Here is a 25,976-nt window from a genome sequence, read left to right as displayed (position 1 = left end):
TAAATGAAAATTAAAAATATATTCAATATTTTAAAAGTCTTACCAATACTATTATTAACACTTTCGTGTGATGGAGACTCTGATAATGATGGACCGATAATTATTCCACCAACAAGAGTTCAAGCAACTTTTGAGATGTCAATTTCTCCATCAGATCCAAATGTTTTGTTGTTAGATAACAAAACTTCAGGAATTGGAGACTTTATAAGTGAATGGGATTTTGGACAAGGAGATGGTTTAGTACAAGACTTACCAGGAATAGAAGAAGTAAGATTTGATACTGATGGTACATTTTCTGTAAGATTGTTAGTTAGTAATGCCGCAGGTTTAACAGTAGATAGTAAAACTGTAGTTGTAGATAATTCAGCTGGTGGAATTTGCCCTAACGGAAATTGCGGGTCAACTAGTACTTCTGCATTAAAAGATGCTGCAACAACGTTTTTTGTTGGTAATATTACTAGATCTTCTAGAGTAAACGCTGGTGGTAAACATGTAGAGGTTTTAAAAAGTGATTTTTCTAGTATTACATCAGAATACGAAATGAAAATGAATGTAATGTACCCTTCTCAAGGTAATTACGATTTTACTGCTGCAGATGCTATTGTGAATTTTGGAGTTAATAATGGAATTAATGTCCATGGTCATGCGCTAATTTGGCACAATGCAACTCCAGATTGGGTAAATGATTTTACTGGTACTGATTCAGAATTTGAAGCGATGGTTAAAGATTATATAACAACAACCGTAACAAGGTATAAAGGTAAAATTGGATCTTGGGATGTTGTAAACGAAGCAATCGACGATGGTAGTGGAAACCCTTTAAGAAATTCTGTTTTTAAACAAAAAATGGGAGATGATTACATTAAAAAATGTTTTCAATGGGCAAGAGACGCAGATCCTGATTGTTTATTGTTTTATAACGATTATAATATGGCATCTAGTTCTGGTAAAAGAGCAGCAATGTTTAAAATAGTAGATGATTTAGGAGATTTAATTGACGGAGTTGGTGCACAAATGCACATTTCATATAATGGTCCATCAAAATCTAATATTCAGGCAGTAGCAAATGGTACTGTGTCTAGAGGTTTAAAATTACATTTTGCTGAGTTAGATATTAGAGCAAATCCTAATAACGATCAAACAAGTTTAACTTCTCAAAGAGCAGATGCACAAAAAGCAAAGTTTAAAGAAGTTGTTCAAATTTATAACTCAATTCCATTAGATAATAAGTATGCATTAACTGTTTGGGGTTTAAAAGATAATGAATCGTGGTTGTTAGATTTTTGGGGTCATGCAGATTGGCCACTAATGTATGATGATGATTACAATAAAAAGAAAGCTTATGATGGATTCTTAGAAGGATTACAATAAGTGAATAATAGTTGTTAAATGAAGTTTTGAATTAGAAAACAGTTAAATATATATACTTATAAATTTAACTGTTTTTTTGTGAAAAATAATTAGTTAATATTTTAAATATTATAAAATGAATTACAGTAAATACTTTAACTCAATCTTTATAATTACAATAGTTTCTTTATTACTTTCTTGTAACGGTAGTGATAAAAAAGAAAAACTAAAAGGATTAAAAGAGCATGCAGATTTCCCTATAGGAACAGCAATTAAAATAAAAACGTTATCTAAAGATGAGAAGCTACAAAAATTACAGATAAGTAATTTTAATAGCATTACTTCAGCAAGTGATATGAAGATGAATAATATAACGCCTAAAGAAGGTGTTTATTCATGGGGAATAATAGATAGCATTGTTGGTTATGCACATAAAAACAATCAAAGATTATTTGGACATAATTTAATTTGGCATAGTTCTACTCCTAATTGGGTTAAAGAAAAAGCAGCTAAAGATAGTTTGTGGTTAGGTACTTTTATGAAAGAATACATTACAAAGTATGTAACAAGATATAAAGGAAAAGTTGCTGCTTGGGATGTCGTTAATGAAGGTTTAGAATCTCATGGAGGTAACGTTAGAAAAACAATGTGGTACAACGCATTAGGTAAAGATTATATAGCAAAAGCATTTCAATATGCGCATGAAGCAGACCCAGAAGCTATTTTGTTTTATAATGATTTTAATATTGAAAGAGATACGTTAAAACTGAATAGTACTCTTAAAATGATTAAAGAATTACAGGCAAAAGGAGTTCCTATATCTGGATTAGGTTTTCAAATGCATATTAGAATGGATACTCCAAATGAAGTAATTGCAAATTCATTAAAAAAAGCAGTAAAAACAGGTTTACAAATTCATATTTCAGAGTTAGATATTATTTTTAATAAACACGATGACACTAGAAGAGGTGGTATACAAGTTTATGAAAAACTAACTGACGAAATGAAACAAGAGCAAGCCAAGAAATATAAAAGCATTGTTAAAATGTATAAAACGATAGTGCCAAAAGAACAACAATACGGAATTACTTTTTGGGACTTTACTGATAGAGATACATGGATTAAAGGGTTTTTTAATATAAATGATTGGCCAACTATTTTTGATGAACAGCTTGAGCCTAAACCTGCATATTTTGGATTTTTAGAAGGATTAAAAGAAAAAAATTAAGTAATGAAGAAATTTTTTATAGCCGTATTTATTAGTGCCTTTATTCTAAGTTGTTCAACTAAAAAGGAAAATAAAGACATAAAACAAGTAATAGAAACCACATTTTTAAATCCTATTTTGAAAGGATTTTATCCTGACCCAAGTATTTGTAAAGTAGATAACAGTTATTATCTTATAAACTCAACTTTTGCATATTTTCCAGGAATTCCTGTTTTTAAAAGTGATGATTTAGTAAACTGGAAACAAATAGGAAATGCTTTAGACAGACCAGAGCAATTAAACTTAGAAGGTTTAGAGGTTTCTAGAGGCGTTTTTGCCCCTGCAATTTCTTATCATAATGGAATGTTTTATATTATTAACACGATTGTTGGTGGTAAAAACAATTTTATTATTTCTGCTACTAATCCTGCAGGACCTTGGTCTAATCCAACATGGTTGCCAAAAGTAGAGGGGATAGATCCTTCAATGTTTTTTGATGAAAATGGAAAAACGTATGTTGTTTTTAATAGTAATCCTCCTAATAATACGCCAGAATATGATGGACACAGATCTATTAAAATTATTGAGTTAGATGTAGAGAGTCTAAATACAATTGGAGAATCAAAAATAATTATAAATAAGGGCGCAAATCCAGAAGATAAACCAATTTGGATTGAAGGGCCACATATTTATAACAGAAATGGATTTTATTATTTAATGGCGGCAGAAGGTGGTACAGCAGAAGATCATTCTGAAGTAGTTTTTAGGAGTAAAAATATTTTTGGGCCTTATAAAAGTTATGAAAATAATCCGATTTTAACACAACGAAATTTAAGTGATAATAGAAAAAATCCATTTACCTCAACGGGACATGGAGATATTATTGAAGATAATTTAGGGAATTGGTGGGGCGTATTTTTAGGATGTAGACCTTATGATAATGAGAATCATTTTAATACAGGAAGAGAAACATTTATGGTTCCAGTAAAATGGAAAGATGATTGGCCCGTTTTTGATTTAGAAGGAAATATTGTAAAAGATAATTATAAAATTACTATTGATAAATTCCCAACTAAAACAATATCTAGAAATGCGGATTTTAAAGATGAATTTAATGCTAATTCTTTAGCTTTTGATTGGCTCTTTTTAAGAACACCAAAAGAAAAATGGTATTCACTTTTAAATGGAGAATTAACCATAAATACACGTCCAGAAACTACTTCAGGAACTTCAAACCCAAGTTTTATTGGGTATAGACAAAAACATTTATTTGGGAATGTTACAACAAACCTATCTTTTAATACAGTTTCAGAAAATGAAAAAGCAGGTTTAATTGCTTTTCAAAATGAAACCCATTATTACTACTTGTGTAAGAGTTTAAAAGACAATAAACCTGTTGTTCAATTATTGAAATCAACAGAAAACGGAACAGAAGAAATCGCTTTTAAATCAATTAATAAGAGTGATAAAATATCTTTTAAAATTGAAGCTAAAGGTAAATATTATAGTTTTTTCTATTCAATAAATAATAAAGATTGGCTTCCTTTAAATGAAAATGTTGATGCTACTTTTTTAAGTACAAAAATAGCTGGAGGTTTTGTAGGTACAATTTACGGAATGTACACAACTTCATCAGGAGAAAAAAGTATTAATAAAGCTGTTTATCATTGGTTTGAAAATAAGAATACAAATAAATATTAACAATAATAAAAATAGAATTCATGACTTATAAAAGTATTATTTTTATAGCTCTATTAATGACATTATTCTCATGTAAACCACAAATTACTAAAGAAGAAGTAAGGCCAAAGGCTAAAAATGTTATTCTTTTAATTGCAGACGGTACGGGATTATCTCAAGTATCTTCAGCATTTTATTTCAAGAAAACAAGACCAAATTATGCACGTTTTAAGTCAATTGGACTTATTAGGACCTCTTCTGCAAGAGAAGATATTACAGATTCTGCTGCTGGTGCAACTGCATTTTCAACTGGACAAAAGACGTATAATGGTGCAGTTGGTGTTGCTGTAGACTCTACGAAACTAAAAACTTTAATAGAAATTTTATCTCCACAACATGTTAAAACCGGATTAATTGCAACCTCGGCAATACAACACGCAACTCCAGCAAGTTTTTATGCACATGTTTTAAATAGAGGTCAATATGAAGATATTGCTTTAGATTTGGTTACTTCAGATGTAGACTTTTTAGCTGGTGGTGGAAGACATTTTTTGAATAAAAGAAAAGATGGAAAAAATTTATTAGAGGAATTAAAAGTAAATGGATTTGAGGTAGATACTACTGCTTTAGGGAGTTTTACAGAAATTAAAAAGCATTCTAAAATCGCTTATTTATTAGCAGAAGAGCACATGAATGCAGTGTCTAAAGATCGTGGAGATTTTTTATCGAATGCAACAGAATTAGGGATAAAATTTTTGAATAAGGATCCTGCTAAATCTAGTTTTTTTATGATGGTAGAAGGTTCACAAATAGATTGGGGAGGTCATGATAATGATGCAGATTATTTGATATCTGAATTGATCGATTTTGATGATGCTGTAGGTAAAGCACTAGATTTTGCAGAGAAAGATGGTAATACATTGGTTATCGTAACTGCAGATCATGAAACAGGAGGATTTACTTTAGCGTCTACGCCAAAGAAAAAAGAAGATGGTACAGCTTATAATGATTATAAGGAAATTACAGGAACGTTTTCAACCAAAGGACATTCGGCTACTTTAATACCTGTGTTTGCTTTTGGTCCTGGTTCTGAATCTTTTTCTGGAATATATGAAAACACAGAAATTTTTCATAAAATATTTGAATTAACAAGTTGGAAGAAGGAGAATTAATAGACTCTTTTTTCTTTATAAGTTGAAGGTTATAGCACTTATTACAGAATTTAAAACTCAAAATAATGTTACATTCTAAAATAGTACGATTTCTTTTATTAAGCATTTTTGTTTTTCAAGGTTTGGTTTTAAATGCTCAGCATAAATCAAAAAACCAACTACAAGAGTTATCAAAATATATTGGTACTTGGTATGGTGCAGAAAATATTAATGATGTTGATTTAGGGAAAAATCCTAAGATTAAAATGGTGGTAAAACCTACAATTGGTTTTACAAATGGTTTACAAGTCGAGGTTTTTGAGAGTAGGGAAAATGAATGGAAAACTATTTTGGTAGAACTAATTTCTTATGATGCTTTAACTGATAAAATTATAGCAAAAGGGATTAATGAGAAAAATGAATGCTTTATAGGTAAAGGAGCGTTTTATGAAAATAATCTTTGGATTATGAAAGATGAAAATTTAAATGGAGAACATATTTCTACAGTGAATTTTAATTTTTTAAGTAGTTCAGAAGTGGTTTTAAAAGCTACAGATAGTTTAGACAAGGAGTTGTGGGGAATAAAATACATCAAACAAAACCCGAAGGATAAAAATATTGGCATTCAGTTAGTTTCTGTTAAAGATTTAATGGAAGAAAATCCAGAAAAAACCTTGAAACAATTGGGAAGAATGGGCTATAGTTATGTAGAAACGTTTGTATATAAAAAAGGTTCTTTTTACAATTATTCTCCTGCCAAATTTAAAGAACTGGTAGAAGAAAACGGCATGCGTTTTTTAGGTTCTATGACTTTTTACAATCCAATTGATAAAAGCAACAAAGAAATTGAGAAGTGGTGGCGTAAAACAATCTTGGATCATAAAAAGGCAGGTGTTGCATACATTTCAACATCTAATAATGATATCAAAAACATCAAAAATTTAGAAGATTTAAAAAAGTACACCAGTTATTATAATAAGGTTGGTAAGATGTGTAAAGATGCAGGTTTACAGTTTGTTTATCACAATCATAAAGACGAATTTTTATCAATTGATGGAGAAGTTTTTTATTAAAGAATACCAATCCAGAATTCGTTTATTTTCAGTCAGATTTATATTGGATGGTTGTCGCTGAAATTAACCCAGTTACTTACTTTAAAAAGTATCCAAAACGATTTATAAGTTGGCATGTAAAAGATTATAAAGAACTAGGGCACAGTGGTAAAATAGACTTTAATAAAATATTTTTATCAGCAGAAAAAGCAGGTTTAAAATATGTAATTGCAGAGGTGGAAGATTACAACTATCCAACAATTACAAGTGTTGGTTTAGCTTGGGGATATTTATATTATCAACTTTTAAAGTAAAATAATTATGTTAAAATCGAAATTACTTGCACTACTACTTCTAACCATTTTAATTACTCAAAAAAACATGGCTCAAGATCAGTTTAGTGTTTTATTGTTTACCCAACATGATGATTGGCATTATAATACTATACCTGTTGCTATTCAGGCTTTTGAAGAAATGGCAAAAGAACATCAGTTTAAATTTAATTGGACACAAAGGCCAAATGATCTTATAACGAAATTACCAAAACACGATGTAGTAATATTTATGAACGCCAATGCCGATTCTTTAAAGACAAAGCATATGATTGCTTTAAAAGCATTTATGAAAAGAGGCGGAGGCTTTGTTGGTATTCACGGAACAGCAGATGGTGAAAACAATAATTCTTGGTTTGATGGGCTTGTTGGAGCGAAATTTGTGAATCATCCAAAATTGCAAGCCGCAATTGTAAAAGTTGAGAATAATGATTTTCCAGCAACCTGCCATCTGCCAAATAAATGGCTTCGTAGTGATGAATGGTATAACTTTAAAAACATGAATTTAGATAAACTAAATTTTCTATTGACTGTTGATGAAGCTTCTTATGATTTTACTGCGGGTTATAATGACATTCCGTTAAAAGGCATGGGAGAGTTGCATCCTATTTCATGGTATCAAGATTATGAAGGAGGAAGATCGTTTTATACAGCTTTAGGTCATAAACCAGAATCGTATAAAGACAAAAACTTCTTAAACCATATTTTTGGAGGTATTTATTGGGTTTCAAAGAAAAATAAAGAAGACTGAACAAAAATGATAAAATTAATAGATGCTGATAAGTTCTCAACGGGTTCTGAAGAACTAGGAATTAAATTATTTACCTTAAAAAATAAGAACGGAATTGTTAGTCAGATTACCAATTATGGAGGTAGGGTTGTAAACCTTTTTGTTCCTGATAAAAATGGTGTTTTTAAAGATGTTGTTTTAGGCTACGACTCTGCAAAAGATTATTTAGAAAAGCCTGATCATTTTTTTGGAGCTATTATTGGTCGATATGGAAATAGAATTGCTGATGGTAAATTCAGCATAGATAATAATGAGTTTTCGTTAGCTAAAAATGAAGAAGAATGCCAATTACATGGAGGTGAAAAAGGTTTTCATGCAGTTGTTTGGGAAGCAAAACAAATATCAGAATCTAGTTTAGAGTTAACTTATTTGTCAAAACACTTAGATCAAGGTTTTCCTGGTAATTTAGAAGTGAAGGTTGTTTATACATTAACCGATGAAAATGAATTACAAATAGAATATTTTGCAGTTTCGGATGCAAAAACTGTTGTAAACTTAACAAACCATTCTTATTTTAATTTATCGGGCGATTTTAACAACACAATAGAAAATCATTTATTTCAAATAAAGGCAGATCATTATTTACCAGTAAATGAAAAAATGATTCCTATTGGTAATTTAGAAAATGTTAGGAATTCTCTTTTAAGTTAGAAACTTAAAAACTATAAAGAAAGCTTTAAAAAAACAGCATAAACAAATAGAGTTAGGTAGTGGTTTTGACCATAATTTTGTCCTAAATGAGGTTGATTCTGATTTTGTAGCAAAGGTCATTGATGAAAATTCTGGTAGAAATTTAGAGGTTTATACAACAGAAACTGGAGTGCAATTTTATTCAGGAAATCATCTAAAAGATATAGAAGGTAAAGGCGGTATTTTATATCAAAAAAGAGCAGCGTTTTGTTTAGAAACCCAACATTTTCCAAATAGTCCTAATCAATCAAACTTTCCATCAACGTTATTACTTCCAAGAGAAAAATATTTTTCAAGAACTACTTATAAGTTTAGTGTTGGTAAATGATTGCTTCACATTATCAAACCTTTTAAAATAGAATTTAATTATTGTAATGCAAGAATTGTTTTACTAAAAGCAGTATTTGTTTTATATAAATCTACAGATTACAGCTAATTTTAATCAACTAACAAGGCGTTTTTTATACAATGACTTGTTTATCAATTTATATTAAAAATTCACTTAATCGCATTAAGAGAAACATACAATAGTTAGATTTTGTTAAGGAAAAATATATTTAAATACTTGTTCGTTGCCGTTTTTATTTTCGGTTGTAATAGCAATCCTAAATGGAACGTTATTGATGCTAAAGGAAATTGCACTGCAAGACATGAATGTGGTTTTGTTGCCCATAAAAATGCACTTTATTTAATTGGTGGAAGAGGAGATAGACCAGTAGATAAATTTACAACAGCAAACAATACATGGTCGTCATTAAATGAAACACCAATAGAAATGAATCATATTACGCCAGTTTCTTTTAATGGTAGTATTTATATTGTTTCTGGTTTAACTGGTAATTATCCTTTAGAAAAACCTTTAACTCACGTTTATAAGTTTGATGCAGAAAAAGATATTTGGCAAACTGTTTTTGAAATTCCTTTAGAAAGAAGAAGAGGTGGAGCAGGTGTCGTTCTTTTTAATGATAAAATATACATAACAAATGGTATTGTTAATGGGCATACAAGTGGTACTTCATCAATGTTTGATGTTTATGATCCTGTAAATAATACATGGAAAGTTTTACCAAATTCACCTACTAAAAGAGATCATAGTTCTGCAGTTGTTTTAGAGAATTATTTAATTGCTTTAGGAGGTAGAAATACAAGCTATCATGAAGATGATAACTTTGCAGCCTTCTTTAAAACAGCAATAAACACGGTTGATTATTTCGATTTTTCAACTCATAAATGGAGCACATTTAAAGAAGTATTACCAAATCCTGCAGCAGGAAGTGGAACTGTTGTTTTAAATGATGAACTTTATTTTCTCGGAGGAGAAACAGCGAAAAAAGAAGCCAATAAATTAATGTTTAGTTTTAATTTAAAGGATAAAACGTGGATGAAAAAGCCAAGTTTAAATATAGGGAGACACGGAACAAATGCTGCTGTTTTAAACGATAAAATTTATATCGCTTCAGGAAGTGGAAATCAAGGAGGTGGGCCAGAATTAACATCAATAGAAATTTACAAATAAATACAATATATATGTTTAATAAAATAAATTCAACTTTACTCTTATTCTCAATTTGCTTTTTAAGTTGTAAAGAGGCAAAAAAAGAAAACACGATTCAGAATCAAGAAATTGAAATCTCTTTAAAGAAAAGTTATAATGGAGATTTTTTAATTGGTACAGCTCTTAATACTGGTCAAATTAAAGAAGTAGATGCAAAACAGACGACTTTAATAACTAAAGAGTTTAATGCAATTACTCCAGAAAATGATTTAAAGTGGGAGCAAATTCACCCAGAAAAAGATACTTATAATTTTGAGGTTTCAGATGCTTATGTTGCTTTCGGTAAAAAAAATAATATGCACGTTGTGGGGCATACTTTGCTTTGGCATAGTCAATTGGCTCCTTGGGTAAATGAGATAAAAAACAAAGACACTTTAGTAAATCAGATTACAAAACATATAAATACAATTGCAGGAAGATATAAAGGTAAAATTGATTCTTGGGATGTAGTTAATGAAGCTTTAAATGAAGATGGAACTCCAAGAGAATCAATTTTCTATAAGTTATTTGGAGATGAAAGTTATTTAGAGTTAGCATTTAAACTAGCTGCAAAAGCAGCACCAGATGCAGAGTTAGTTTACAATGATTATAATCTGTGGAAACCAGCAAAAAGAGAAGGAGTCATTAGAGTTGTAAAGAATTTACAAGCAAAAGGAATTAAGATTGATGGTGTAGGTATGCAAGCTCATTGGAGTATAGAAGGACCATCAATAGAAGATATTGAGAACAGTATTATTGCATATTCAGACTTGGGTGTAAAAGTAATGTTCACAGAATTAGATGTTACCGCTTTGCCGAATCCATGGGAATTGGATGGAGCAGCAGTAGAACAAAGTTATGAGCGTTATGAAGGTGATCCTAAAATGGATCCTTATGTAGATGGATTAACAGAAGAAGCAAAACAAAAAATAGCAAAACGATATGAAGATATTTTCAATCTTTTCTTAAAACATAAAGATAAAATTAGTCGTGTTACATTTTGGGGAGTTAATGATGGACAGTCTTGGTTAAATGATTGGCCAATAAATGGTAGAACAAACTATCCGTTACTTTTTGGTAGAGATAATAAACCAAAGGAAGTTTATAATAATGTAATTGCTCTTAAAAATAAGGCAAAATAACAGCTCCTAAATTATGACAACTATTTCACAAAAATTATCAGTAAAAGAAAAAGTAGGTTATGCTCTTGGAGATTTAGCAGCCAATTTAGTTTTTCAAACTTTAATGACCTATCTAGCATATTTCTATACTGATATCTATGGTCTTGAATCAAATCATGCATCTGCAATAATATTGACAGTTGGTCTTGTAGCAGCTTTTGGTTTTAATCCAATTATTGGAGCTATTGCAGATAGAACAAATACTAAAATTGGTAAGTTTAGACCTTGGATTTTATGGACTGCAATACCTTTAGGTGTAACAGCAATTTTAGCTTTTACAACACCAGATTTTGAATACAAAGGAAAAGTTATTTATGCAGTCATAACGTATACTTTGTTACTGTTATTATATTCAGCAAATAATTTACCTTATTCAGCTTTAAGTGGTGTAATTACAGGTGATATGGGAGAAAGAAATAGTATTTCTTCCTATCGATTTGTCGCTGTAATGTTTGCTCAGTTCTTTGTGCAAGTATTTATGTTACCAATTATTGAAACTGCTGGTGGAGGAGATAAAGCAGTTGGTATTGAATTAGTAATGACGTGGCTAGCAGTTATAGGTACCGTAATGTTATTAATTACTTTCTTTACCACAAAAGAACGTATTATACCTAAACCAGAACAGAAGTCAAGTTTAAAAGAAGATTTAGGAGATTTATTTAAAAATAAACCTTGGGTTATTATGTTGGTTTTAACAACGTTAGTCTTTGTTACATTGGCAATGAAAGGTGGCTCTTACGTTTATTATTTTAACAATTTTGTAGATGAGAAAGAATTAACAAGTTTTATAAGTCCTATTTTAGATTTTTTATCAAGTATTGGTATTAATTTCTTTGGAGAAAATCCTGTTTCTGCAGGTTTTGGATTGTTCAACGCAGGAGGAATTATTTTTATGATGGTTGGTATTGGATTGTCTAAAAAATTAGCTGATAAATATGGGAAAAGAGATGTTTTTAAAACATTTTTATTTATATCAACATTGTTTATTATTTTCTTCTATTTTCTCTCTCCAGAGTCTATTGGATTGATTTTCTTATCACAAATTTTACATGGTTTTTTCTACGGAATAACAATACCCATTCTTTGGGCTATGATTGCAGATGTAGCTGATTATTCTGAATGGAAAAACAACCGTAGAGCAACTGCTATCATTTTTTCGGCAATGATGGTGGGGTTAAAAGGAGGTTTAAGTATTGGTAGTGCTTTAGTTGCATGGATTTTAGGATTGTACAATTATGTTCCAAAAGCAGATTCACAAGTAGAAAGTGCAATTCATGGAACAAAAATGTTAATCAGTATTTTTCCTGCAATTCCATTTTTAATAGGAGTTGGATTATTGTTTTTCTATGAAATTGATAAAAAGATGGAATTAAAAATTGAAAAAGAGTTAAACGAAAGAAGAACCGCTTAAAAAATTATAAAATGCCAGAAAAAAGTATAGAACACATCAATTTTGATGAATTAAATAAGAAAGCCATTTCACAACCATTAGTATCTCATATTTATACAGCAGATCCATCTGCACATGTTTTTGATGGTAAAATATATATTTATCCATCTCATGATATTGATGCAGGAGAAGCTTTTGATGATTTAGGAAGCCATTTTGCGATGGAAGATTACCATGTAATTTCTATGGATAGTATTGATGGTCTTGCTGTTGATAATGGTTTGGCACTTCATGTAGATGATGTTCCTTGGGCAAAACAACAAATGTGGGCACCAGATGCTAATGAAAAAGATGGAAAATATTATTTGTTTTTTCCTGCAAAAGCACATGATGATATTTTTAGAATTGGGGTTGCTGTTAGTGATTCTCCAACAGGTCCATTTAAAGCACAACCAGAAGCAATTAAAGGTAGTTTTTCTATAGATCCTGCAGTTTTTAAAGATGATGATGGAAGTTGTTATATGTATTTTGGTGGCCTTTGGGGTGGACAATTACAGCGTTGGCGATCAGGTGAATTTAATGCAGAGCAACCAGATAGTCCAACAGCATTTATTCCTGAAGATAATGAACCTGCATTATTGCCTTTTGTAGCTAAAATGACAGATGATTTGTTAGAATATGACGAAAAGCCAAAAGAAATAGAAATTATTGATGAAAATGGAGCGTTATTATTAGCAAAAGATATTGATAGACGTTTTTTTGAAGCAGCATGGATGCATAAACACAATGGAAAATATTACTTCTCATATTCAACAGGAGATACGCACTTTATCTGTTATGCTATAGGAGATAATCCTTATGGACCATTTACATATGCAGGTAAGATTTTAGAACCAGTTGTAGGTTGGACTTCTCACCACTCTGTTTGTAATGTTGATGGGAAAGATTATTTGTTTTATCATGATTCTAGTTTATCGAAAGGAGTTACTCATTTACGTTCTGTAAAAGTTATAGAAATTAATTATAATTCAGACGGAACAATACAAACAATAGAACCTTATAACGATTAGTTGTTTATATATAATTGAAGAATAAGTGTTAATCGAAAAAACCTCAACTATAAAAGTTGAGGTTTTTCCTTTGTACTCAAGGTGGGAATCGAACCCACACTCCCGAAAGAACTGGATTTTGAATCCAGCGCGTCTACCAATTCCGCCACTTGAGCAAGTAATAAATACGATTGCAAATGTATTAAATTATTTTATTTTAAAGTCAAAAAATAAAATCGAAACTCAAAAAATAATTTCTACTTTTGTATTTAGACAACAACACAACAAAAAAACAACTAAATGCCTACAAATCAATTAGCACCAAAACTTTTTGCGTGCTCACAAAGTACCGTTTTAGCAGAAAAAATAGCTAAAGTATATGGTGCTGAATTAGGAAATGTAATTACAACTCACTTTAGTGATGGCGAATTTCAGCCAGCTTTCGAAGAATCTGTTAGGGGAAGAAGAGTCTTTTTAATAGGTTCTACATTTCCAACAGCAGATAATTTAATGGAAATGTTATTAATGATAGATGCTGCTAAAAGAGCATCTGCAAGACATATAACAGCAGTAATGCCATATTTTGGATGGGCAAGACAAGACAGGAAAGATAAGCCAAGAGTTGCTATTGGAGCAAAATTAGTTGCAAACTTATTACAGGTTGCAGGAGCAACTAGAATTATGACCATGGATTTACATGCAGATCAAATTCAAGGTTTCTTTGAAAAGCCAGTTGATCATTTGTATGCTTCAACAATCTTTATGCCATATATTGAGAGTTTAAACTTAGATAATTTAACAATTGCTTCCCCAGACATGGGTGGTTCTAAAAGAGCTTATGCATATTCTAAACATTTACATTGTGATGTTGTAATTTGTTATAAACAGCGTAAAAAAGCAAATGTAATAGGGCATATGGAGTTAATTGGAGATGTCAAAGGAAAGAATGTAATCTTAGTTGATGACATGATTGATACTGGAGGAACATTAGCACATGCAGCAGATTTAATGATGGAAAGAGGAGCTTTAAGTGTTCGTGCAATTTGTACACACCCAATACTTTCTGGAGGAGCTTATGAAAAAATAGAAAACTCTGGGTTAACAGAGCTAATTGTTTCAGATACAATTCCTTTAAAGAAGGTAACTTCTAAAATAAAAGTAGTATCTTGCGCGCCATTATTTGCTGATGTTATGCATAAAGTGCAAGACAATACTTCAATTAGTGGACAATTTTTAATGTAAATAAAATAATAAAAGTAATGAAATCAATTTCGATTAAAGGATCAAAAAGAGAAAGCGTAGGTAAAGTAGCAACTAAAGCCTTACGTAATGCTGGTATGGTTCCTTGCGTTATATACGGAGGAAAAACACCAATACACTTTTCAGCAGAAGAAAAAGCGTTTAAAAACTTGGTATTCACTCCAAATGTTTATACAGCAAGTTTAGATGTTGATGGTCAAAAAGTAGAAGCAGTATTGCAAGATATTCAGTTTCACCCAGTAACAGACAGAATTATTCATGTAGATTTTTATCAATTATTTGATGATAAAGAAATTACAATGAAGATTCCTGTAAGATTAACTGGTACTTCTCCGGGAGTATTAAATGGTGGTTCTTTACGTTTTACTAACCGTAAATTAAAAGTAAAAGCTTTACCATCTAATTTACCAGATTTTGTAACTGCAGATATTTCTGAGTTAAAAATTGGAAGTAAATTATTGGTATCTTCAATAGTAAATGATGCGTATACATTTATGCACCCAGATAACACTGTTGTTGTTCAAGTAAGAACTTCTCGTAATGCAACTGCAGAAGACGAAGAAGAAGGTACAGAAGAAGCTACAGAAGCTGCTGCAGAATAATTTTTGCAAGCATAATTTACAAAAAGCGTTACAAGTCTGTAACGCTTTTTTTTATTTTAGTATTTTTGCCAAATGGATTTAAAAAACTTCTTTTCTAATTTATTTGGAACAAAAGTTGAAACTAAAGAAGAATTGATGAAGAAATTTTTAATTGTTGGTTTAGGAAACATTGGCGAAAAGTATACAAATACACGTCATAACATCGGGTTTAAAATTCTTGATGAAGTTGCAGAAGAAAACAAGGTGACTTTTGAAACTGAAAAGCTAGGTGATGTTGCTACATTCCGATTTAAAGGCAGAACTTTTATCCTGTTAAAGCCAAGTACATTTATGAATTTAAGCGGAAAAGCAGTGAAATATTGGATGGAAAAAGAGAATATATCCATAGAAAATATTTTAGTAGTCACAGATGATGTACATATAGATTTTGGAAGTATTAGATTAAAAGCCAAAGGTTCTGCTGGTGGGCACAATGGATTAAAAGATATTCAAGAAAAATTAAATACCCAACAATATGCACGTTTTAGGTTTGGTGTTGGTGGTAATTACAGTAAAGGAAGACAAGCAGACTTTGTGCTTGGAGAATGGAATAAAGAAGAGATTAGCCAGTTAATAGAGCGTTTACCGACTTCTGCAAAAATAATAACCTCTTTTGGTACTGAGGGTTTGGCAAATACTATGAATACTTTTAATGGTAAATAATCCATTATATATTTAGAACACTTATTTTCAAAAACAAATTTTTAACAGTAATTCACGCAACCATTTTGTTTTTTTCTCATCTATAAAATATATATTAGTAGAAGAATAGAATTAAACACATACGTTATGAAAAAGTTAGTCTTAATTATGTTATGTTTTTCTCTTACAAGTTGTTTTTACAATAGAGAAGATGAACCTATTGATAATATTTTTGTATCTAGTTATGATCCAGTTACTTTAGATAGAGATGTTTTTGAAAGTTCAATTGTTATTCAAGAAGAAAAAGAAGTAGTTACATCTTCTAAAATTTATATTATAAATAACTATATTTTTATAAATGACAAACGAACGGGGTTTCATATATTCGATAATTCAGATACTGCTAACCCTATTAAAAAGAAGTTTTTAAAGATTCCAGGAGCAACAGATATTGCTGTTAGAAACAATATATTATACATTAATCAAGCTACAGATTTAGTGGTTTTAACACTAAATTTTAACGATTTTTCTTTCCAAGTCAATAAAAGATTAAAAAATGTTTTTCCAGAATTGCTTTCTCCTGATGGAGAATATTTTTCTGAAAACAATAAAGTGGTTGTAAATTGGATTAAAAAATAAAAAGATGAAAAAGAAATTATTAACAATAGTATCTGTTATTTTTTTGATTTTTGCATGTAGCCAAGAATCATCAGATTCTAATTCAACAAATAATGTTTCTGGAGATGGACAAGGAGGCTCTTTGGCAACTTTTACTTTAAAAGGGGAATATTTATATACAGTAGACTTTTATAATTTATCTGTTTTTAATGTAAGCAATCCAATAAATCCAGTAAAAGTTAATACAATTGATGTTGGTTTTAATATAGAAACACTCTTTAGTTTTAAAGATTACTTATTTATTGGCTCACAAGATGCAATGTATATTTATGATGTTTCTAATAAAGAGTTACCAAAATTACTATCGCAATCAACACATTTTAGAGCTTGCGACCCTGTAGTTGCAAATGATAAAAATGCATACGTAACACTTCATAGTAATTCTAGTTGTAGAGGAATAGTAAATGAACTGAAAACTTATAATATAGAAGATATCGAAAATCCAATATTATTAAACACAAGGGGTTTAACAGAGCCAAAAGGGTTGAGTTTGTTTGGTGCTAATTATCTTCTAGTTTGTGATGATTCTGTAAAGATTTTTGATGTTTCAGATCCAACGGATTCAAAATATTTAGAAGAAATACCTACTAAAGGAGCTATTGATATTATTATTAGAAATAATCATGCTTTTATTATTTCAGACTTTAGTATAGATCAATATGAGTTAAATGATACTGATATTACTAACTTTAAGAAAATAAGTACGTTTACTTTTTAAAATTTTATTTGAGTGATGTTGTGAAAAATAATATTTTTTTTAGAACAAATTCATTACAAATCTTTAATAAATTGAATGGAAATAAGTAATTCTCAATCAATTTACATTGTTTAAAAAACAAAAAGCTATCTATTAAAGATAGCTTTTTTTATAAAATAATATTTTTTTAATTATTGTCTAGCAAGACATATATTTGTTTCAAAATTAGCCGTTATTTTACTTTTTAAGTGAATAATTAATTTTCACTTGCAAACCACTCAGCAAAACTAGAATCTGTTTCTTGTAGTTTTATAGAATGTAATTTGATGTTTTCAGGTAGTCTTTCTTTAACTTTTTCAGCAAAATCAATTACCATCATTTCACTTGTTGGCTGATAATCTACCAATAAAACTTCATGACCTCTGTCCATTAATTCTTTAGCTAATTCTACGTGAGGCGTGTTTTTGTTAAATACTGTTGCATGATCAAAAACATCTACAATTTCTTCGTTAACAATTTTCTTTAAATCACCAAAATCTATAACCATTCCAAATTTTACATTTGTATTGTCAGATATTGGAGTTCCAGAAACAGTTACAGAAAGCTTGTAAGAATGTCCGTGAACGTTTTTACATTTTCCATCATAACCATATAAAGCATGACCTGTTTCAAAATTAAACTGTTTGGTAATTCTAATTGTGCTCATTAACGTTTGTTTCTAAATTTGTTGTAAAAGTAAACAATAACTAATCCTATTGCCAATCCTATAAATAAAAAATCTCCTCCCATTTTGTTTGTATTTTGTTATTCTTCAACTAAAAAATTATCTAAAACATCTGCAATTTTTCTGTTATCAGATAATTGCGGAATCTTATTTTGTCCTCCAAACTTACCAATAGATTTCATATATTCATGAAAACCACCTTTTTTTACTTTTCTAATAACTAAAGGACGTAACACTTTTCCTTTAATTAAATCTACATAATAGATGTTTTGGGCTTGCATTGATGCATCAATCTTAGCTGCAAAATCACCTAAATTTTCAGGTTCATTTTCAAATTCAATAAACCATTCATGATAAGGTAAACCATTTTCTGGACTTACTTGTGGCGCAACTGTAAACTCACTAATATTTATTGGTGTTCCTAAAATAGAATCGTTTAACGCTTTTTCTACTTCTTTACCAATAACGTGTTCGCCAAAGGCGGATATAAAATGTTTTATTCTTCCGGTAACTTTAATTCTATAAGGTTTTGTTGATGTAAATTCTACAGTATCACCAATATTATAACCCCAAAGACCTGCAGTTGTATTTAGAATGATGACATAATTCACTCCAATTTTTACATCCTTTAAAGAAATTCTTGTCGGATTTTCATCAAAAAACTCAGTTGCAGGAATAAATTCATAGAAAATCCCTGAATCTAATTGTAACAACATTCCTTTCTCAGTTTGAGAATCTTGATATGCAATAAATCCTTCTGAAGCAGGATATAATTCGATGTAATCTATCTTTTTACCAATTAAACTTTCGAACTTATTTTTATAAGGTTCAAAATTTACCCCTCCATAAATAAAGAAGTTAAAATTGGGGAACAATTCTGAAACTGATTTCCCTGTTTTCTCAATTAATTTTTCAAAATACATTTGTACCCAAGAAGGAATTCCGCTAATTACAGACATATCTTCATTTACGGTTTCTTCTACAATTGCATTTACTTTGGTGTCCCAATCGTCTATACAATTGGTTTCCCAAGTTGGTAAACGATTTTTAAGTAAATAATTAGGAACATAATGTGCTGCAATACCACTTAATCTACCCAATTTTACGCCGTTTTTATCTTGTAAAACAGGACTTCCCTGTAAGAAAATCATTTTTCCGTTTACAAAACTTGCATCATTTTTTTCAACAATATAAAAAAGCATCGCATTTTTTGCTGCTTTAATATGCGTAGGCATTGAGTCTTTGGTAATTGGTATATATTTTGCGCCAGAAGTTGTTCCAGAAGTTTTTGCAAAATACAGCGGTTTCCCTGTCCAAAGAACATCAGATTCTCCTGCTACAATTCTATCTACATATTTTCTTAAACCTTCGTAATCTGTAACTTTTACTTGTTTTTTAAAATCTTCATAATTAGATATTTCATCAAAATTATGATCTTTTCCAAAAGCTGTTTTACTTCCTTTAGAAATTAAATTTTTAAAAACTTTTTCTTGTGTTTTATGCGGATTATTAGCCCATTTGTAGACTTTTTTCGTCGCGATTTTAGCAAACGGAATTGCAAAAATAGATTTGATACTCATTATTTAAAATCTATAAAATTTGTTGGATTTACGGCATAACCACCGTTCCAAAGTTCAAAATGTAAATGTGGTCCTGTTGATAATTCTCCTGTAGAACCTACAGTTGCAATTACTTCACCAGACTTTACAAAATCTCCTTGTTCTTTTAGTAAATTTCCATTGTGTTTATAAACAGAAATATATTCTTTAGCGTGTTTTAAAATGATAACATAACCAGTTTCAATAGTCCAGCCAGAAAAAATAACAGTACCATCTGCAGTTGCTTTTATTGGATCGCCTGTTTTTGCAGTAATGTCTACAGCAAAATGTTTAGAAGTAGCATCGAAACCTTGAGAGATAAGACCATTTAAAGGTGCAAAAAAGACAATTTTAACATTGCTTTGAGCATTATTTTGTAATGAAAAACGAGTTTCACTTTCTATTTTTTCTCTAAATAAAGAATCTTCTTTTGTTGCATTTAATTCACTTTCATTAATTAAACGATGTCTAGCTTCAGTTAGAATAGAGTCGATACTTTCAGCTTCAATTTCACCCGTTAAAACAGGTTTTAATGCTTTTGTATAGTTTTCTAAAAAAGCTAATTTTGTTTTTAGAGAATCCACTTCTAAAGTAGCTTTTAAAGCATCAGATTTTAATTTCGATGATGAATAACCTGGAATGTATTCTTTTATAGGTGTGAAGGCAATTAATACAATGGTTGCAGCAACTAATAAAATGGAAAAAATACCACCAAAAACAAATACATTTAACCTGGATAGTTTTAATGAAAAACGCTCTTCAAAAGTGTCTTCATTTAAAACAACCAATCTGTATTTATCAGTTAGTTTTTGTTTAAATCTCCCTTTCTTTTTATCCTTTTTAGCCACAAAAATTTATTTGATGTTTAACAAATATACAACGAATTTTAAGTGAAATTATTTTCTATAAAAATTCATTTCATCTACATATTCCCAAACCTCTTTAGATAAGAGTGGTTGTATGTTTTTTTGGTCTTTAATTCCGTTTCTAATTATGGTAGAAGAAATTTGCACAATTGGTGCATCTACTTTATGAATTTTTGGATGCTTATCAAACTGAGTCTCTACTTTTCCTTCAGAAATTCTTGGATACACATAAATGTGATGATGCTCTAAAATAGTTTCATAATTTTTCCATTTATGTAAATTTTTCAGATTGTCTTCACCCATAATTAAACAAAATTCTTTGTCTGGGTATATATCAGAAATATGTGCTAATGTATAAACAGTGTAATTAGGTTGCGGTAATTTAAACTCAATATCAGAAGGTTTTATCTTCGAATAATTTTCTGTTGCCCTGTAAACCATCTCAAAACGATGATTATTATCAAGCAAAGAACTTTTCTTTTTAAATGGATTATGAGGTGTTACAACCATCCAAATTTCATTTAAATCTGAATGTTCAACCATATGATTGGCAATAATTAAATGCCCAATATGAATTGGATTGAAGGTGCCAAAATATAAACCGATTTTACTCATACTTTTAAAAGATAATAGAAAAGAGATGAAAGACAAGAGACTTCTTATTCATCTCTTTTCTTACCTCTTTTTTCTTGTTTTTCTACTCATTATTCTCCTTTAATTCCAAGTAATTACTCACTAATTCTTCTGCTTCTTTTAGAGCATCTTCTAGTACGTAATTTTTAATAATTTTATCAAATTGTGGCGCAGTTGCTAACTCAACAGAAGCTTTAGCAATACGCATATTTATTTTGTCGTCACTTTCTGTAGAACGCTTTTTTAAACGAATTTTTAATTCATCTACACTTGGTGGTTTTACAAAAACGGCTAAAGTTTCATCTGGAAATTTATGTTTAATTCTCAATCCGCCAACAACATCAATATCAAAAATAACATGTTTTTTTAATGCCCAAATTCTTTCTACTTCAGTTTTTAAAGTTCCGTAAAAGTTATCTCTATAAACTTCTTCCCACTCTAAAAATTCATCATTTTTAATTTTATCTTTAAATTCTCTTAAATTGATAAAATAATAATCTTCACCTTCTTTTTCTTCACCTCTAGGTTCTCTAGAAGTTGCAGAAATAGAAAATTCTAGATTAAATCTTTCTTGCTTTAATAAATGACGTACAATTGTCGTTTTACCTGAACCTGAAGGTGCGGAAAAGACAAATAACTTCCCTTTAAAATCTGACATAAATTTTGTAATTTTTGTCATTCTGAATTTATTTCAGAATCTTGTTTATGAATAGTGATAAGCTGAAACAAGTTCAGCTTGCTTTAAGTTTTATTTAAAGCACGTTTAAAATTTGTTCCTTAATTTGCTCTAACTCGTTTTTCATTTGAATTACTGCTTTTTGCATTGGTGCAAAATTTGCTTTAGAACCTGTTGTATTTATTTCTCTTCCCATTTCTTGAACAATAAATCCTAATTTTTTACCATTAGATTCTTCAGAAGTCAATGTTTGTAAGAAATAATCTAGATGATTTGCTAAACGAACTTTTTCTTCATTAATATCTAATTTTTCTAGATAATAAATCAATTCTTGTTCAAAACGATTTTCATCAGTATCAACTTTTAAATCATCAATAGCCTTTTTTAAACGTGTTTTAACGTTTTCTACTCTATCGCCATCTAAAGCTTTTACTTCTTCTAAATAAGTTTTAATATTTGCAATTCTTTCTTTAAAATCTATTTCTAAAGAAGCTGCTTCGTCAACTCTATATTGTACAATATCTTTAATAGCAATATCTACACTTTCGTTGATAAGATTCCATTCGTTTTCATCTAATTCTTCTCGTTCTGTTTTTAATGCATCTGGCATTCTTACTGCCATTTTTAATAACTCAACATCATCCGTAGATCCTGTTTGAACTACATTTCTAAGTTGTTGCATATATTCTTTTACAACTCCATGATTAATAGTTGTAGAAGTTTCATCAGCAGTCATTTCAACAAAAATTGAAAAATCTACTTTACCACGAACTAAAGAGCTTGCTAATTTTTTACGAACAGCTAATTCTTTCTCTTTATAATAAGAAGGAATTCGAACGTTTAAATCGAGGTTTTTACTGTTTAAGGATTTAATTTCTATGGTTACTTTTTTTGTAGGTAATTGTAATACAGATTTACCATAACCAGTCATAGATTGAATCATAAAATCAACGTTTTAGATGAGGGGCAAATATAGTTTTTATTTAACAGAATTTTCTACTTGTTTGGTTACTAAATATACACCAGAAAAGATGAGTAATGTTGCGCCGATTTTTACTAAGTTTAAAGAGTCGCTACCAACAATTAGTGCATAAATTGTTGCAATTACAGGTTGTAAATAAATGAAAACGCTAACAGTTGTAGGTTTTAATTTTGATAAACCATACAAATTGAAAAGATAGGTAACACAAGAGGTAAAGACAACCACAAAACCAATACTCCAATAAATATTTGTCGGCATTTCTTGCCATATAACTTCTTTTAATTCATTGTATCCAAAAGGAATTGTAAAAATTAACCCAAATAGATACAACCATTTTACAAGGATAATTGGATGGTATTTTTCAATCAAATTTTTAGAGATTACCAAATACAACCCATAAGATGCTGCATTTACAAAAACTAAAAAATTACCCCAATTACTATTTGTTGCCTCAGTTTCATGCGAATTACCATAAGTAATTAATATAATGGCGCCAACTAAACCTATAATTATACCTATAATTCTTTGTTTGCCAATATTTTTTTTAATTAAAATACTAGAAAAAATTAAAACCATTATTGGTGATGTTACCATCATAACAGAAGCACTTATGGGTGTTGTTAAACTTAGTCCTTTAAAAAAAGTTAGCATGTTTAAACCAACACCAAAAAAGGAAGCTAAAAGTATTTTTTTATAATCGGATTTGTCTATTTTTTGAGATTTAACAAATAAACTTAGCACCCAAAAAATTGTAGTTGCTCCAATAACCCTTATTAATATAAAGCCAAAAGGTTTTACATAAACTGGCATTACTTCTTTAGCAATCGTATAATTAACACCGTAAATTAGCGTGGCTATAGAAACGGCAATTAATGCTAATGTTCTTTTATTCATAAAAGGATTAAATCTAAAATTTGAAGCGCTAAGTTGATGATAAATTTTAAATTTATTGCATAAAAAAAGAGCTTCAAATAAATATTGAAACCCTTTTTCCTTTGGTTGATTGACTTTTGATTAGTCCACTAAAGGTGGTATTCTTAAAACCTGACCAGGATAAATTTTATCTGGATGTGATAACATAGGTTTGTTAGCTTCGAAAATTACAGGGTATTTCATTGCGTTACCATAATAGTTTTTTGCAATTTTACCTAAAGTATCTCCGCTTTCTACTGTATGAAATTGAGCTAATAAAGCTTCTTCAATTACTTCAACTTCTGCTACAGTTAAATTGTCTTCTACAGATGCAACACCATTTGTGTTACCAACAACTAAAACTACTTTTTCTTTAGTAGCTAAATCTGCAGCTTCTCCCCAAAGTTTTACAGCATCATCATCTACCTCAATAGATAAGTCAGCAACCTCTAGTTCTAAAGCTGAAACAGCGTTTCTTAATTGTCCAGATTTCTCTGCATTTTCTTCTTCTGTAGTTTTTCCAATACCGAAAACTGATGCTCCAGCATTTTTAATGAATGAAAAAATTCCCATTTTTTTTGATTTTTATTAATATTTTGATTTTTGTTCTTAGGCAAGATACAAATTTTAAGCAATTTCTTTACATTTGTTCATATAATTTATACAAAAATGATAATTCATCACTTACAAGAAAAAAATTCTATTCTTAATAAATTCATCTCAGAGATTAGAGATGTAAAAGTTCAAAAAGACTCACTTCGATTTAGAAGAAATATTGAAAGAATTGGAGAGGTTCTTGGATATGAGTTGAGTAAAAGTTTAAAATATTCTAATGTTTCTATAGAAACACCTTTAGGTATTAAAGAAGAGCAATTGTCTAATAAAGATGTCGTTTTATGTTCAATATTAAGAGCTGGTTTACCTTTACACCAAGGGTTGTTAAACTATTTTGATGATGCAGAAAACGCTTTTATATCAGCATATAGACATCACCCCAATAATGATGCAGAGTTTGAAATTGTTGTAGAATATTTTGCAGCACCTTCACTAGAAAATAAAACGTTATTACTGGCAGATCCAATGTTAGCAACAGGGCAATCTTTAGTTTCTGTTTATGAAGCAATAAAAAAACAAAGAACTGTAAATGAAATTCATATTGTTGCTGTAATTGGTTCTGAAGAAGGTATTGAGTATCTAAAAGACAAATTTCCTGAAAACACACATTTATGGATTGCTGCAGTAGATCCTGTATTGAATAGCAAAGGATATATTGTTCCTGGTTTAGGGGATGCTGGTGATTTAGCGTTTGGACCTAAATTATAACCAGAAAAAAGTTATAACAGTTCCAATTAGTAATAATCCAAATAGAATGTTTTTTAATACGTTTTTTTGAATAACTTCAAATCCATTTGCAATAATTATGGATGATGGTACTAATAAAAAAATAATTTCAGAGCCATTTTTTTCTGTAATTATAAAAGCAAAAATTGCTGTAATAATTGCATTAATTATTAATAGTATCCAATTTTTCTTAAAAGAATTATTTACAGATAATGCTTTTGGCGATTTTAAAAAGATAGATAAAATAGTTAGTAAAACGATTACTCCAAAAATCCAAAAGGTATAATCTTCTGCGTAAATGAATAGGTTATTTATCTCATCAAAATAAAATAGTTGTGTAAACACATCAATAGAATCATTCCAGAATAAATAAGCAGAATAGGTTACTAATGGAGTAATAAAACCTATAATAGGAGATACTAGTGTATGAATTGTTATTTTTTGATGTAATAAAATTGCTGCAAATATCAAAATTGAAAATAGCAATGAAAACGGTTCTAGAATACAAAGAATTCCTAACCAAAAACCACTATCAAATATTTTTTGAATCACTTTTTTTGATGATCGTAAACTATAAATTTTTCTTAAAAAGAGAAGGTATACTAAAAGTAGTATTAGCACTTTAAAGTCAAATAACTTAGAGATAAAAAGGATTATAGTTAAGGTAAAGAGGAAAAAAGAGTAAGAATTATCGAAAGTTAGTTTGTTTTTTGAAACTACAAAATGATAAAAGAAGAAAATAGAAATAAAAAGAAAAAAATAAGAAACGCTTTCTAAGACCTTGTACCACGTGAATTCAGCTCCAGAAATATTTGAAAATACGGTTATAAAAAAGAAACAAAAGAATAATACTAAATAGACTATAAAATTGATTGGTTTAGATTTCTCTAAAAAATTGGCTAGCATTGTTTCTTTTGTTA

The 25,976-nt window shown here is 29.7% G+C and carries 28 protein-coding genes and 1 tRNA gene; 19 read left to right on the top strand and 10 right to left on the bottom strand.

The features are described from left to right. Window positions 1-3 precede the first annotated feature (3 nt). The 13 genes from BTO07_RS11190 (at window position 4) to BTO07_RS11130 (ending at window position 13,427) form a co-directional block, all read left to right on the top strand. Window positions 4-1,371: an endo-1,4-beta-xylanase gene (locus tag BTO07_RS11190; protein ID WP_087521308.1), complete on the top strand. Its 1,368-nt coding sequence runs from the start codon at window positions 4-6 to the stop codon at window positions 1,369-1,371. Window positions 1,372-1,486: 115 nt separating this feature from the next. After that, window positions 1,487-2,578 (top strand): endo-1,4-beta-xylanase, encoded by a 1,092-nt coding sequence (locus BTO07_RS11185; RefSeq protein WP_087521307.1) that lies wholly within the window; start codon window positions 1,487-1,489, stop codon window positions 2,576-2,578. A gap of 3 nt (window positions 2,579-2,581) precedes the next feature. Then, complete coding sequence (locus BTO07_RS11180) at window positions 2,582-4,258, top strand: glycoside hydrolase family 43 protein (RefSeq protein ID WP_087521306.1); 1,677 nt, start codon at window positions 2,582-2,584, stop codon at window positions 4,256-4,258. Between the two features lie 20 nt (window positions 4,259-4,278). Continuing rightward, window positions 4,279-5,409 carry an alkaline phosphatase gene (locus BTO07_RS11175; RefSeq protein WP_087521305.1) on the top strand — a complete coding sequence of 377 codons (1,131 nt, stop codon included), beginning with the start codon at window positions 4,279-4,281 and terminating at the stop codon, window positions 5,407-5,409. Between the two features lie 65 nt (window positions 5,410-5,474). Next, window positions 5,475-6,461: a sugar phosphate isomerase/epimerase family protein gene (locus tag BTO07_RS11170; RefSeq protein ID WP_087521304.1), complete on the top strand. Its 987-nt coding sequence runs from the start codon at window positions 5,475-5,477 to the stop codon at window positions 6,459-6,461. A 47-nt stretch (window positions 6,462-6,508) separates the two neighbouring features. Further along, window positions 6,509-6,754 (top strand): hypothetical protein, encoded by a 246-nt coding sequence (locus BTO07_RS11165; protein WP_087521303.1) that lies wholly within the window; start codon window positions 6,509-6,511, stop codon window positions 6,752-6,754. Between the two features lie 7 nt (window positions 6,755-6,761). After that, on the top strand, window positions 6,762-7,523 hold the full coding sequence (locus BTO07_RS11160; RefSeq protein ID WP_087521302.1) for a ThuA domain-containing protein: 762 nt from the start codon (window positions 6,762-6,764) through the stop codon (window positions 7,521-7,523). 6 nt (window positions 7,524-7,529) lie between these two features. Further along, on the top strand, window positions 7,530-8,213 hold the full coding sequence (locus BTO07_RS11155) for an aldose epimerase family protein (RefSeq protein ID WP_087521301.1): 684 nt from the start codon (window positions 7,530-7,532) through the stop codon (window positions 8,211-8,213). Window positions 8,214-8,226: 13 nt separating this feature from the next. Then, window positions 8,227-8,580: an aldose epimerase family protein gene (locus BTO07_RS17610; RefSeq protein ID WP_087521300.1), complete on the top strand. Its 354-nt coding sequence runs from the start codon at window positions 8,227-8,229 to the stop codon at window positions 8,578-8,580. 210 nt (window positions 8,581-8,790) lie between these two features. Next, on the top strand, window positions 8,791-9,768 hold the full coding sequence (locus BTO07_RS11145) for a Kelch repeat-containing protein (protein WP_157663332.1): 978 nt from the start codon (window positions 8,791-8,793) through the stop codon (window positions 9,766-9,768). An 11-nt stretch (window positions 9,769-9,779) separates the two neighbouring features. Then, window positions 9,780-10,928: an endo-1,4-beta-xylanase gene (locus tag BTO07_RS11140; RefSeq protein ID WP_087521298.1), complete on the top strand. Its 1,149-nt coding sequence runs from the start codon at window positions 9,780-9,782 to the stop codon at window positions 10,926-10,928. A 13-nt stretch (window positions 10,929-10,941) separates the two neighbouring features. After that, the gene (locus BTO07_RS11135; protein ID WP_087521297.1) at window positions 10,942-12,378 is read left to right on the top strand and encodes an MFS transporter; all 1,437 of its coding nucleotides are present in this window, start codon (window positions 10,942-10,944) and stop codon (window positions 12,376-12,378) included. Between the two features lie 11 nt (window positions 12,379-12,389). Further along, window positions 12,390-13,427, top strand: a complete 1,038-nt coding sequence (locus BTO07_RS11130) for a glycoside hydrolase family 43 protein (protein ID WP_087521296.1) — start codon at window positions 12,390-12,392, stop codon at window positions 13,425-13,427. 73 nt (window positions 13,428-13,500) lie between these two features. Here the strand turns inward: BTO07_RS11130 and BTO07_RS11125 are convergent. After that, window positions 13,501-13,582 (bottom strand) — tRNA-Leu (locus BTO07_RS11125). Between the two features lie 124 nt (window positions 13,583-13,706). On the opposite strand from BTO07_RS11125, the gene BTO07_RS11120 reads away from it, so the two are divergent. From BTO07_RS11120 to BTO07_RS11100, 5 genes are all read left to right on the top strand, one after another. After that, a complete protein-coding gene (locus BTO07_RS11120; protein WP_087521295.1) occupies window positions 13,707-14,648 on the top strand; it encodes a ribose-phosphate pyrophosphokinase in 942 nt (313 codons plus the stop codon). 17 nt (window positions 14,649-14,665) lie between these two features. Continuing rightward, window positions 14,666-15,268 carry a 50S ribosomal protein L25/general stress protein Ctc gene (locus BTO07_RS11115; protein ID WP_087521294.1) on the top strand — a complete coding sequence of 201 codons (603 nt, stop codon included), beginning with the start codon at window positions 14,666-14,668 and terminating at the stop codon, window positions 15,266-15,268. Between the two features lie 72 nt (window positions 15,269-15,340). Next, the gene (gene pth, locus BTO07_RS11110) at window positions 15,341-15,970 is read left to right on the top strand and encodes an aminoacyl-tRNA hydrolase (protein WP_087521293.1); all 630 of its coding nucleotides are present in this window, start codon (window positions 15,341-15,343) and stop codon (window positions 15,968-15,970) included. 126 nt (window positions 15,971-16,096) lie between these two features. Next, a complete protein-coding gene (locus BTO07_RS11105) occupies window positions 16,097-16,588 on the top strand; it encodes a hypothetical protein (RefSeq protein WP_087521292.1) in 492 nt (163 codons plus the stop codon). 4 nt (window positions 16,589-16,592) lie between these two features. Then, window positions 16,593-17,345, top strand: coding sequence for an LVIVD repeat-containing protein (locus tag BTO07_RS11100; protein WP_087521291.1), 753 nt, complete (start codon window positions 16,593-16,595; stop codon window positions 17,343-17,345). 235 nt (window positions 17,346-17,580) lie between these two features. Here BTO07_RS11100 and BTO07_RS11095 read toward each other — a convergent pair whose 3' ends face one another. From BTO07_RS11095 to lysM, 8 genes are all read right to left on the bottom strand, one after another. After that, window positions 17,581-18,030 (bottom strand): 6-pyruvoyl trahydropterin synthase family protein, encoded by a 450-nt coding sequence (locus BTO07_RS11095; RefSeq protein WP_087521290.1) that lies wholly within the window; start codon window positions 18,028-18,030, stop codon window positions 17,581-17,583. 98 nt (window positions 18,031-18,128) lie between these two features. After that, window positions 18,129-19,628 carry a GH3 auxin-responsive promoter family protein gene (locus BTO07_RS11090; RefSeq protein WP_087521289.1) on the bottom strand — a complete coding sequence of 500 codons (1,500 nt, stop codon included), beginning with the start codon at window positions 19,626-19,628 and terminating at the stop codon, window positions 18,129-18,131. Further along, window positions 19,628-20,494, bottom strand: a complete 867-nt coding sequence (locus BTO07_RS11085) for a M23 family metallopeptidase (RefSeq protein WP_087521288.1) — start codon at window positions 20,492-20,494, stop codon at window positions 19,628-19,630. The genes BTO07_RS11090 and BTO07_RS11085 overlap by 1 nt, the downstream gene beginning before the upstream one ends. A 48-nt stretch (window positions 20,495-20,542) precedes the next feature. After that, window positions 20,543-21,127 (bottom strand): nicotinate (nicotinamide) nucleotide adenylyltransferase, encoded by a 585-nt coding sequence (gene nadD / locus BTO07_RS11080; protein WP_087521287.1) that lies wholly within the window; start codon window positions 21,125-21,127, stop codon window positions 20,543-20,545. A gap of 82 nt (window positions 21,128-21,209) precedes the next feature. Next, window positions 21,210-21,824 carry a guanylate kinase gene (gene gmk, locus BTO07_RS11075; RefSeq protein ID WP_442956786.1) on the bottom strand — a complete coding sequence of 205 codons (615 nt, stop codon included), beginning with the start codon at window positions 21,822-21,824 and terminating at the stop codon, window positions 21,210-21,212. Between the two features lie 73 nt (window positions 21,825-21,897). After that, the gene (locus tag BTO07_RS11070) at window positions 21,898-22,752 is read right to left on the bottom strand and encodes a YicC family protein (protein ID WP_087522621.1); all 855 of its coding nucleotides are present in this window, start codon (window positions 22,750-22,752) and stop codon (window positions 21,898-21,900) included. 48 nt (window positions 22,753-22,800) lie between these two features. Continuing rightward, complete coding sequence (locus tag BTO07_RS11065) at window positions 22,801-23,697, bottom strand: DMT family transporter (protein WP_087521286.1); 897 nt, start codon at window positions 23,695-23,697, stop codon at window positions 22,801-22,803. Between the two features lie 120 nt (window positions 23,698-23,817). Beyond that, window positions 23,818-24,288, bottom strand: coding sequence for a peptidoglycan-binding protein LysM (gene lysM, locus BTO07_RS11060; RefSeq protein ID WP_087521285.1), 471 nt, complete (start codon window positions 24,286-24,288; stop codon window positions 23,818-23,820). Window positions 24,289-24,384: 96 nt separating this feature from the next. Between lysM and upp the strand changes: the two genes are divergently transcribed. Continuing rightward, window positions 24,385-25,038, top strand: coding sequence for a uracil phosphoribosyltransferase (gene upp, locus BTO07_RS11055; protein WP_087521284.1), 654 nt, complete (start codon window positions 24,385-24,387; stop codon window positions 25,036-25,038). Here the strand turns inward: upp and BTO07_RS17555 are convergent. Then, a complete protein-coding gene (locus BTO07_RS17555; RefSeq protein ID WP_232457018.1) occupies window positions 25,033-25,962 on the bottom strand; it encodes a DUF6427 family protein in 930 nt (309 codons plus the stop codon). The genes upp and BTO07_RS17555 overlap by 6 nt on opposite strands. Between the last annotated feature and the right edge of the window lie 14 nt (window positions 25,963-25,976).

The sequence above is a fragment of the Polaribacter sp. SA4-12 genome (assembly GCF_002163675.1).
Lineage (GTDB): Bacteria > Bacteroidota > Bacteroidia > Flavobacteriales > Flavobacteriaceae > Polaribacter.
This window is presented reverse-complemented; position numbering and strand designations above follow the sequence as displayed.

Bases quoted from the DNA above. Each gene is read 5' to 3' on its own strand.
- BTO07_RS11190 (WP_087521308.1), top strand. From the start codon at position 4: ATGAAAATTAAAAATATATTCAATATTTTAAAAGTCTTACCAATACTA.
- BTO07_RS11185 (WP_087521307.1), top strand. From the start codon at position 1,487: ATGAATTACAGTAAATACTTTAACTCAATCTTTATAATTACAATAGTT.
- BTO07_RS11180 (WP_087521306.1), top strand. From the start codon at position 2,582: ATGAAGAAATTTTTTATAGCCGTATTTATTAGTGCCTTTATTCTAAGT.
- BTO07_RS11175 (WP_087521305.1), top strand. From the start codon at position 4,279: ATGACTTATAAAAGTATTATTTTTATAGCTCTATTAATGACATTATTC.
- BTO07_RS11170 (WP_087521304.1), top strand. From the start codon at position 5,475: ATGTTACATTCTAAAATAGTACGATTTCTTTTATTAAGCATTTTTGTT.
- BTO07_RS11165 (WP_087521303.1), top strand. From the start codon at position 6,509: ATGGTTGTCGCTGAAATTAACCCAGTTACTTACTTTAAAAAGTATCCA.
- BTO07_RS11160 (WP_087521302.1), top strand. From the start codon at position 6,762: ATGTTAAAATCGAAATTACTTGCACTACTACTTCTAACCATTTTAATT.
- BTO07_RS11155 (WP_087521301.1), top strand. From the start codon at position 7,530: ATGATAAAATTAATAGATGCTGATAAGTTCTCAACGGGTTCTGAAGAA.
- BTO07_RS11140 (WP_087521298.1), top strand. From the start codon at position 9,780: ATGTTTAATAAAATAAATTCAACTTTACTCTTATTCTCAATTTGCTTT.
- BTO07_RS11135 (WP_087521297.1), top strand. From the start codon at position 10,942: ATGACAACTATTTCACAAAAATTATCAGTAAAAGAAAAAGTAGGTTAT.
- BTO07_RS11130 (WP_087521296.1), top strand. From the start codon at position 12,390: ATGCCAGAAAAAAGTATAGAACACATCAATTTTGATGAATTAAATAAG.
- BTO07_RS11120 (WP_087521295.1), top strand. From the start codon at position 13,707: ATGCCTACAAATCAATTAGCACCAAAACTTTTTGCGTGCTCACAAAGT.
- BTO07_RS11115 (WP_087521294.1), top strand. From the start codon at position 14,666: ATGAAATCAATTTCGATTAAAGGATCAAAAAGAGAAAGCGTAGGTAAA.
- pth (WP_087521293.1), top strand. From the start codon at position 15,341: ATGGATTTAAAAAACTTCTTTTCTAATTTATTTGGAACAAAAGTTGAA.
- BTO07_RS11105 (WP_087521292.1), top strand. From the start codon at position 16,097: ATGAAAAAGTTAGTCTTAATTATGTTATGTTTTTCTCTTACAAGTTGT.
- BTO07_RS11100 (WP_087521291.1), top strand. From the start codon at position 16,593: ATGAAAAAGAAATTATTAACAATAGTATCTGTTATTTTTTTGATTTTT.
- BTO07_RS11095 (WP_087521290.1), bottom strand. From the start codon at position 18,030: ATGAGCACAATTAGAATTACCAAACAGTTTAATTTTGAAACAGGTCAT.
- BTO07_RS11090 (WP_087521289.1), bottom strand. From the start codon at position 19,628: ATGAGTATCAAATCTATTTTTGCAATTCCGTTTGCTAAAATCGCGACG.
- nadD (WP_087521287.1), bottom strand. From the start codon at position 21,127: ATGAGTAAAATCGGTTTATATTTTGGCACCTTCAATCCAATTCATATT.
- gmk (WP_442956786.1), bottom strand. From the start codon at position 21,824: ATGACAAAAATTACAAAATTTATGTCAGATTTTAAAGGGAAGTTATTT.
- BTO07_RS11070 (WP_087522621.1), bottom strand. From the start codon at position 22,752: ATGACTGGTTATGGTAAATCTGTATTACAATTACCTACAAAAAAAGTA.
- BTO07_RS11065 (WP_087521286.1), bottom strand. From the start codon at position 23,697: ATGAATAAAAGAACATTAGCATTAATTGCCGTTTCTATAGCCACGCTA.
- lysM (WP_087521285.1), bottom strand. From the start codon at position 24,288: ATGGGAATTTTTTCATTCATTAAAAATGCTGGAGCATCAGTTTTCGGT.
- upp (WP_087521284.1), top strand. From the start codon at position 24,385: ATGATAATTCATCACTTACAAGAAAAAAATTCTATTCTTAATAAATTC.
- BTO07_RS17555 (WP_232457018.1), bottom strand. From the start codon at position 25,962: ATGCTAGCCAATTTTTTAGAGAAATCTAAACCAATCAATTTTATAGTC.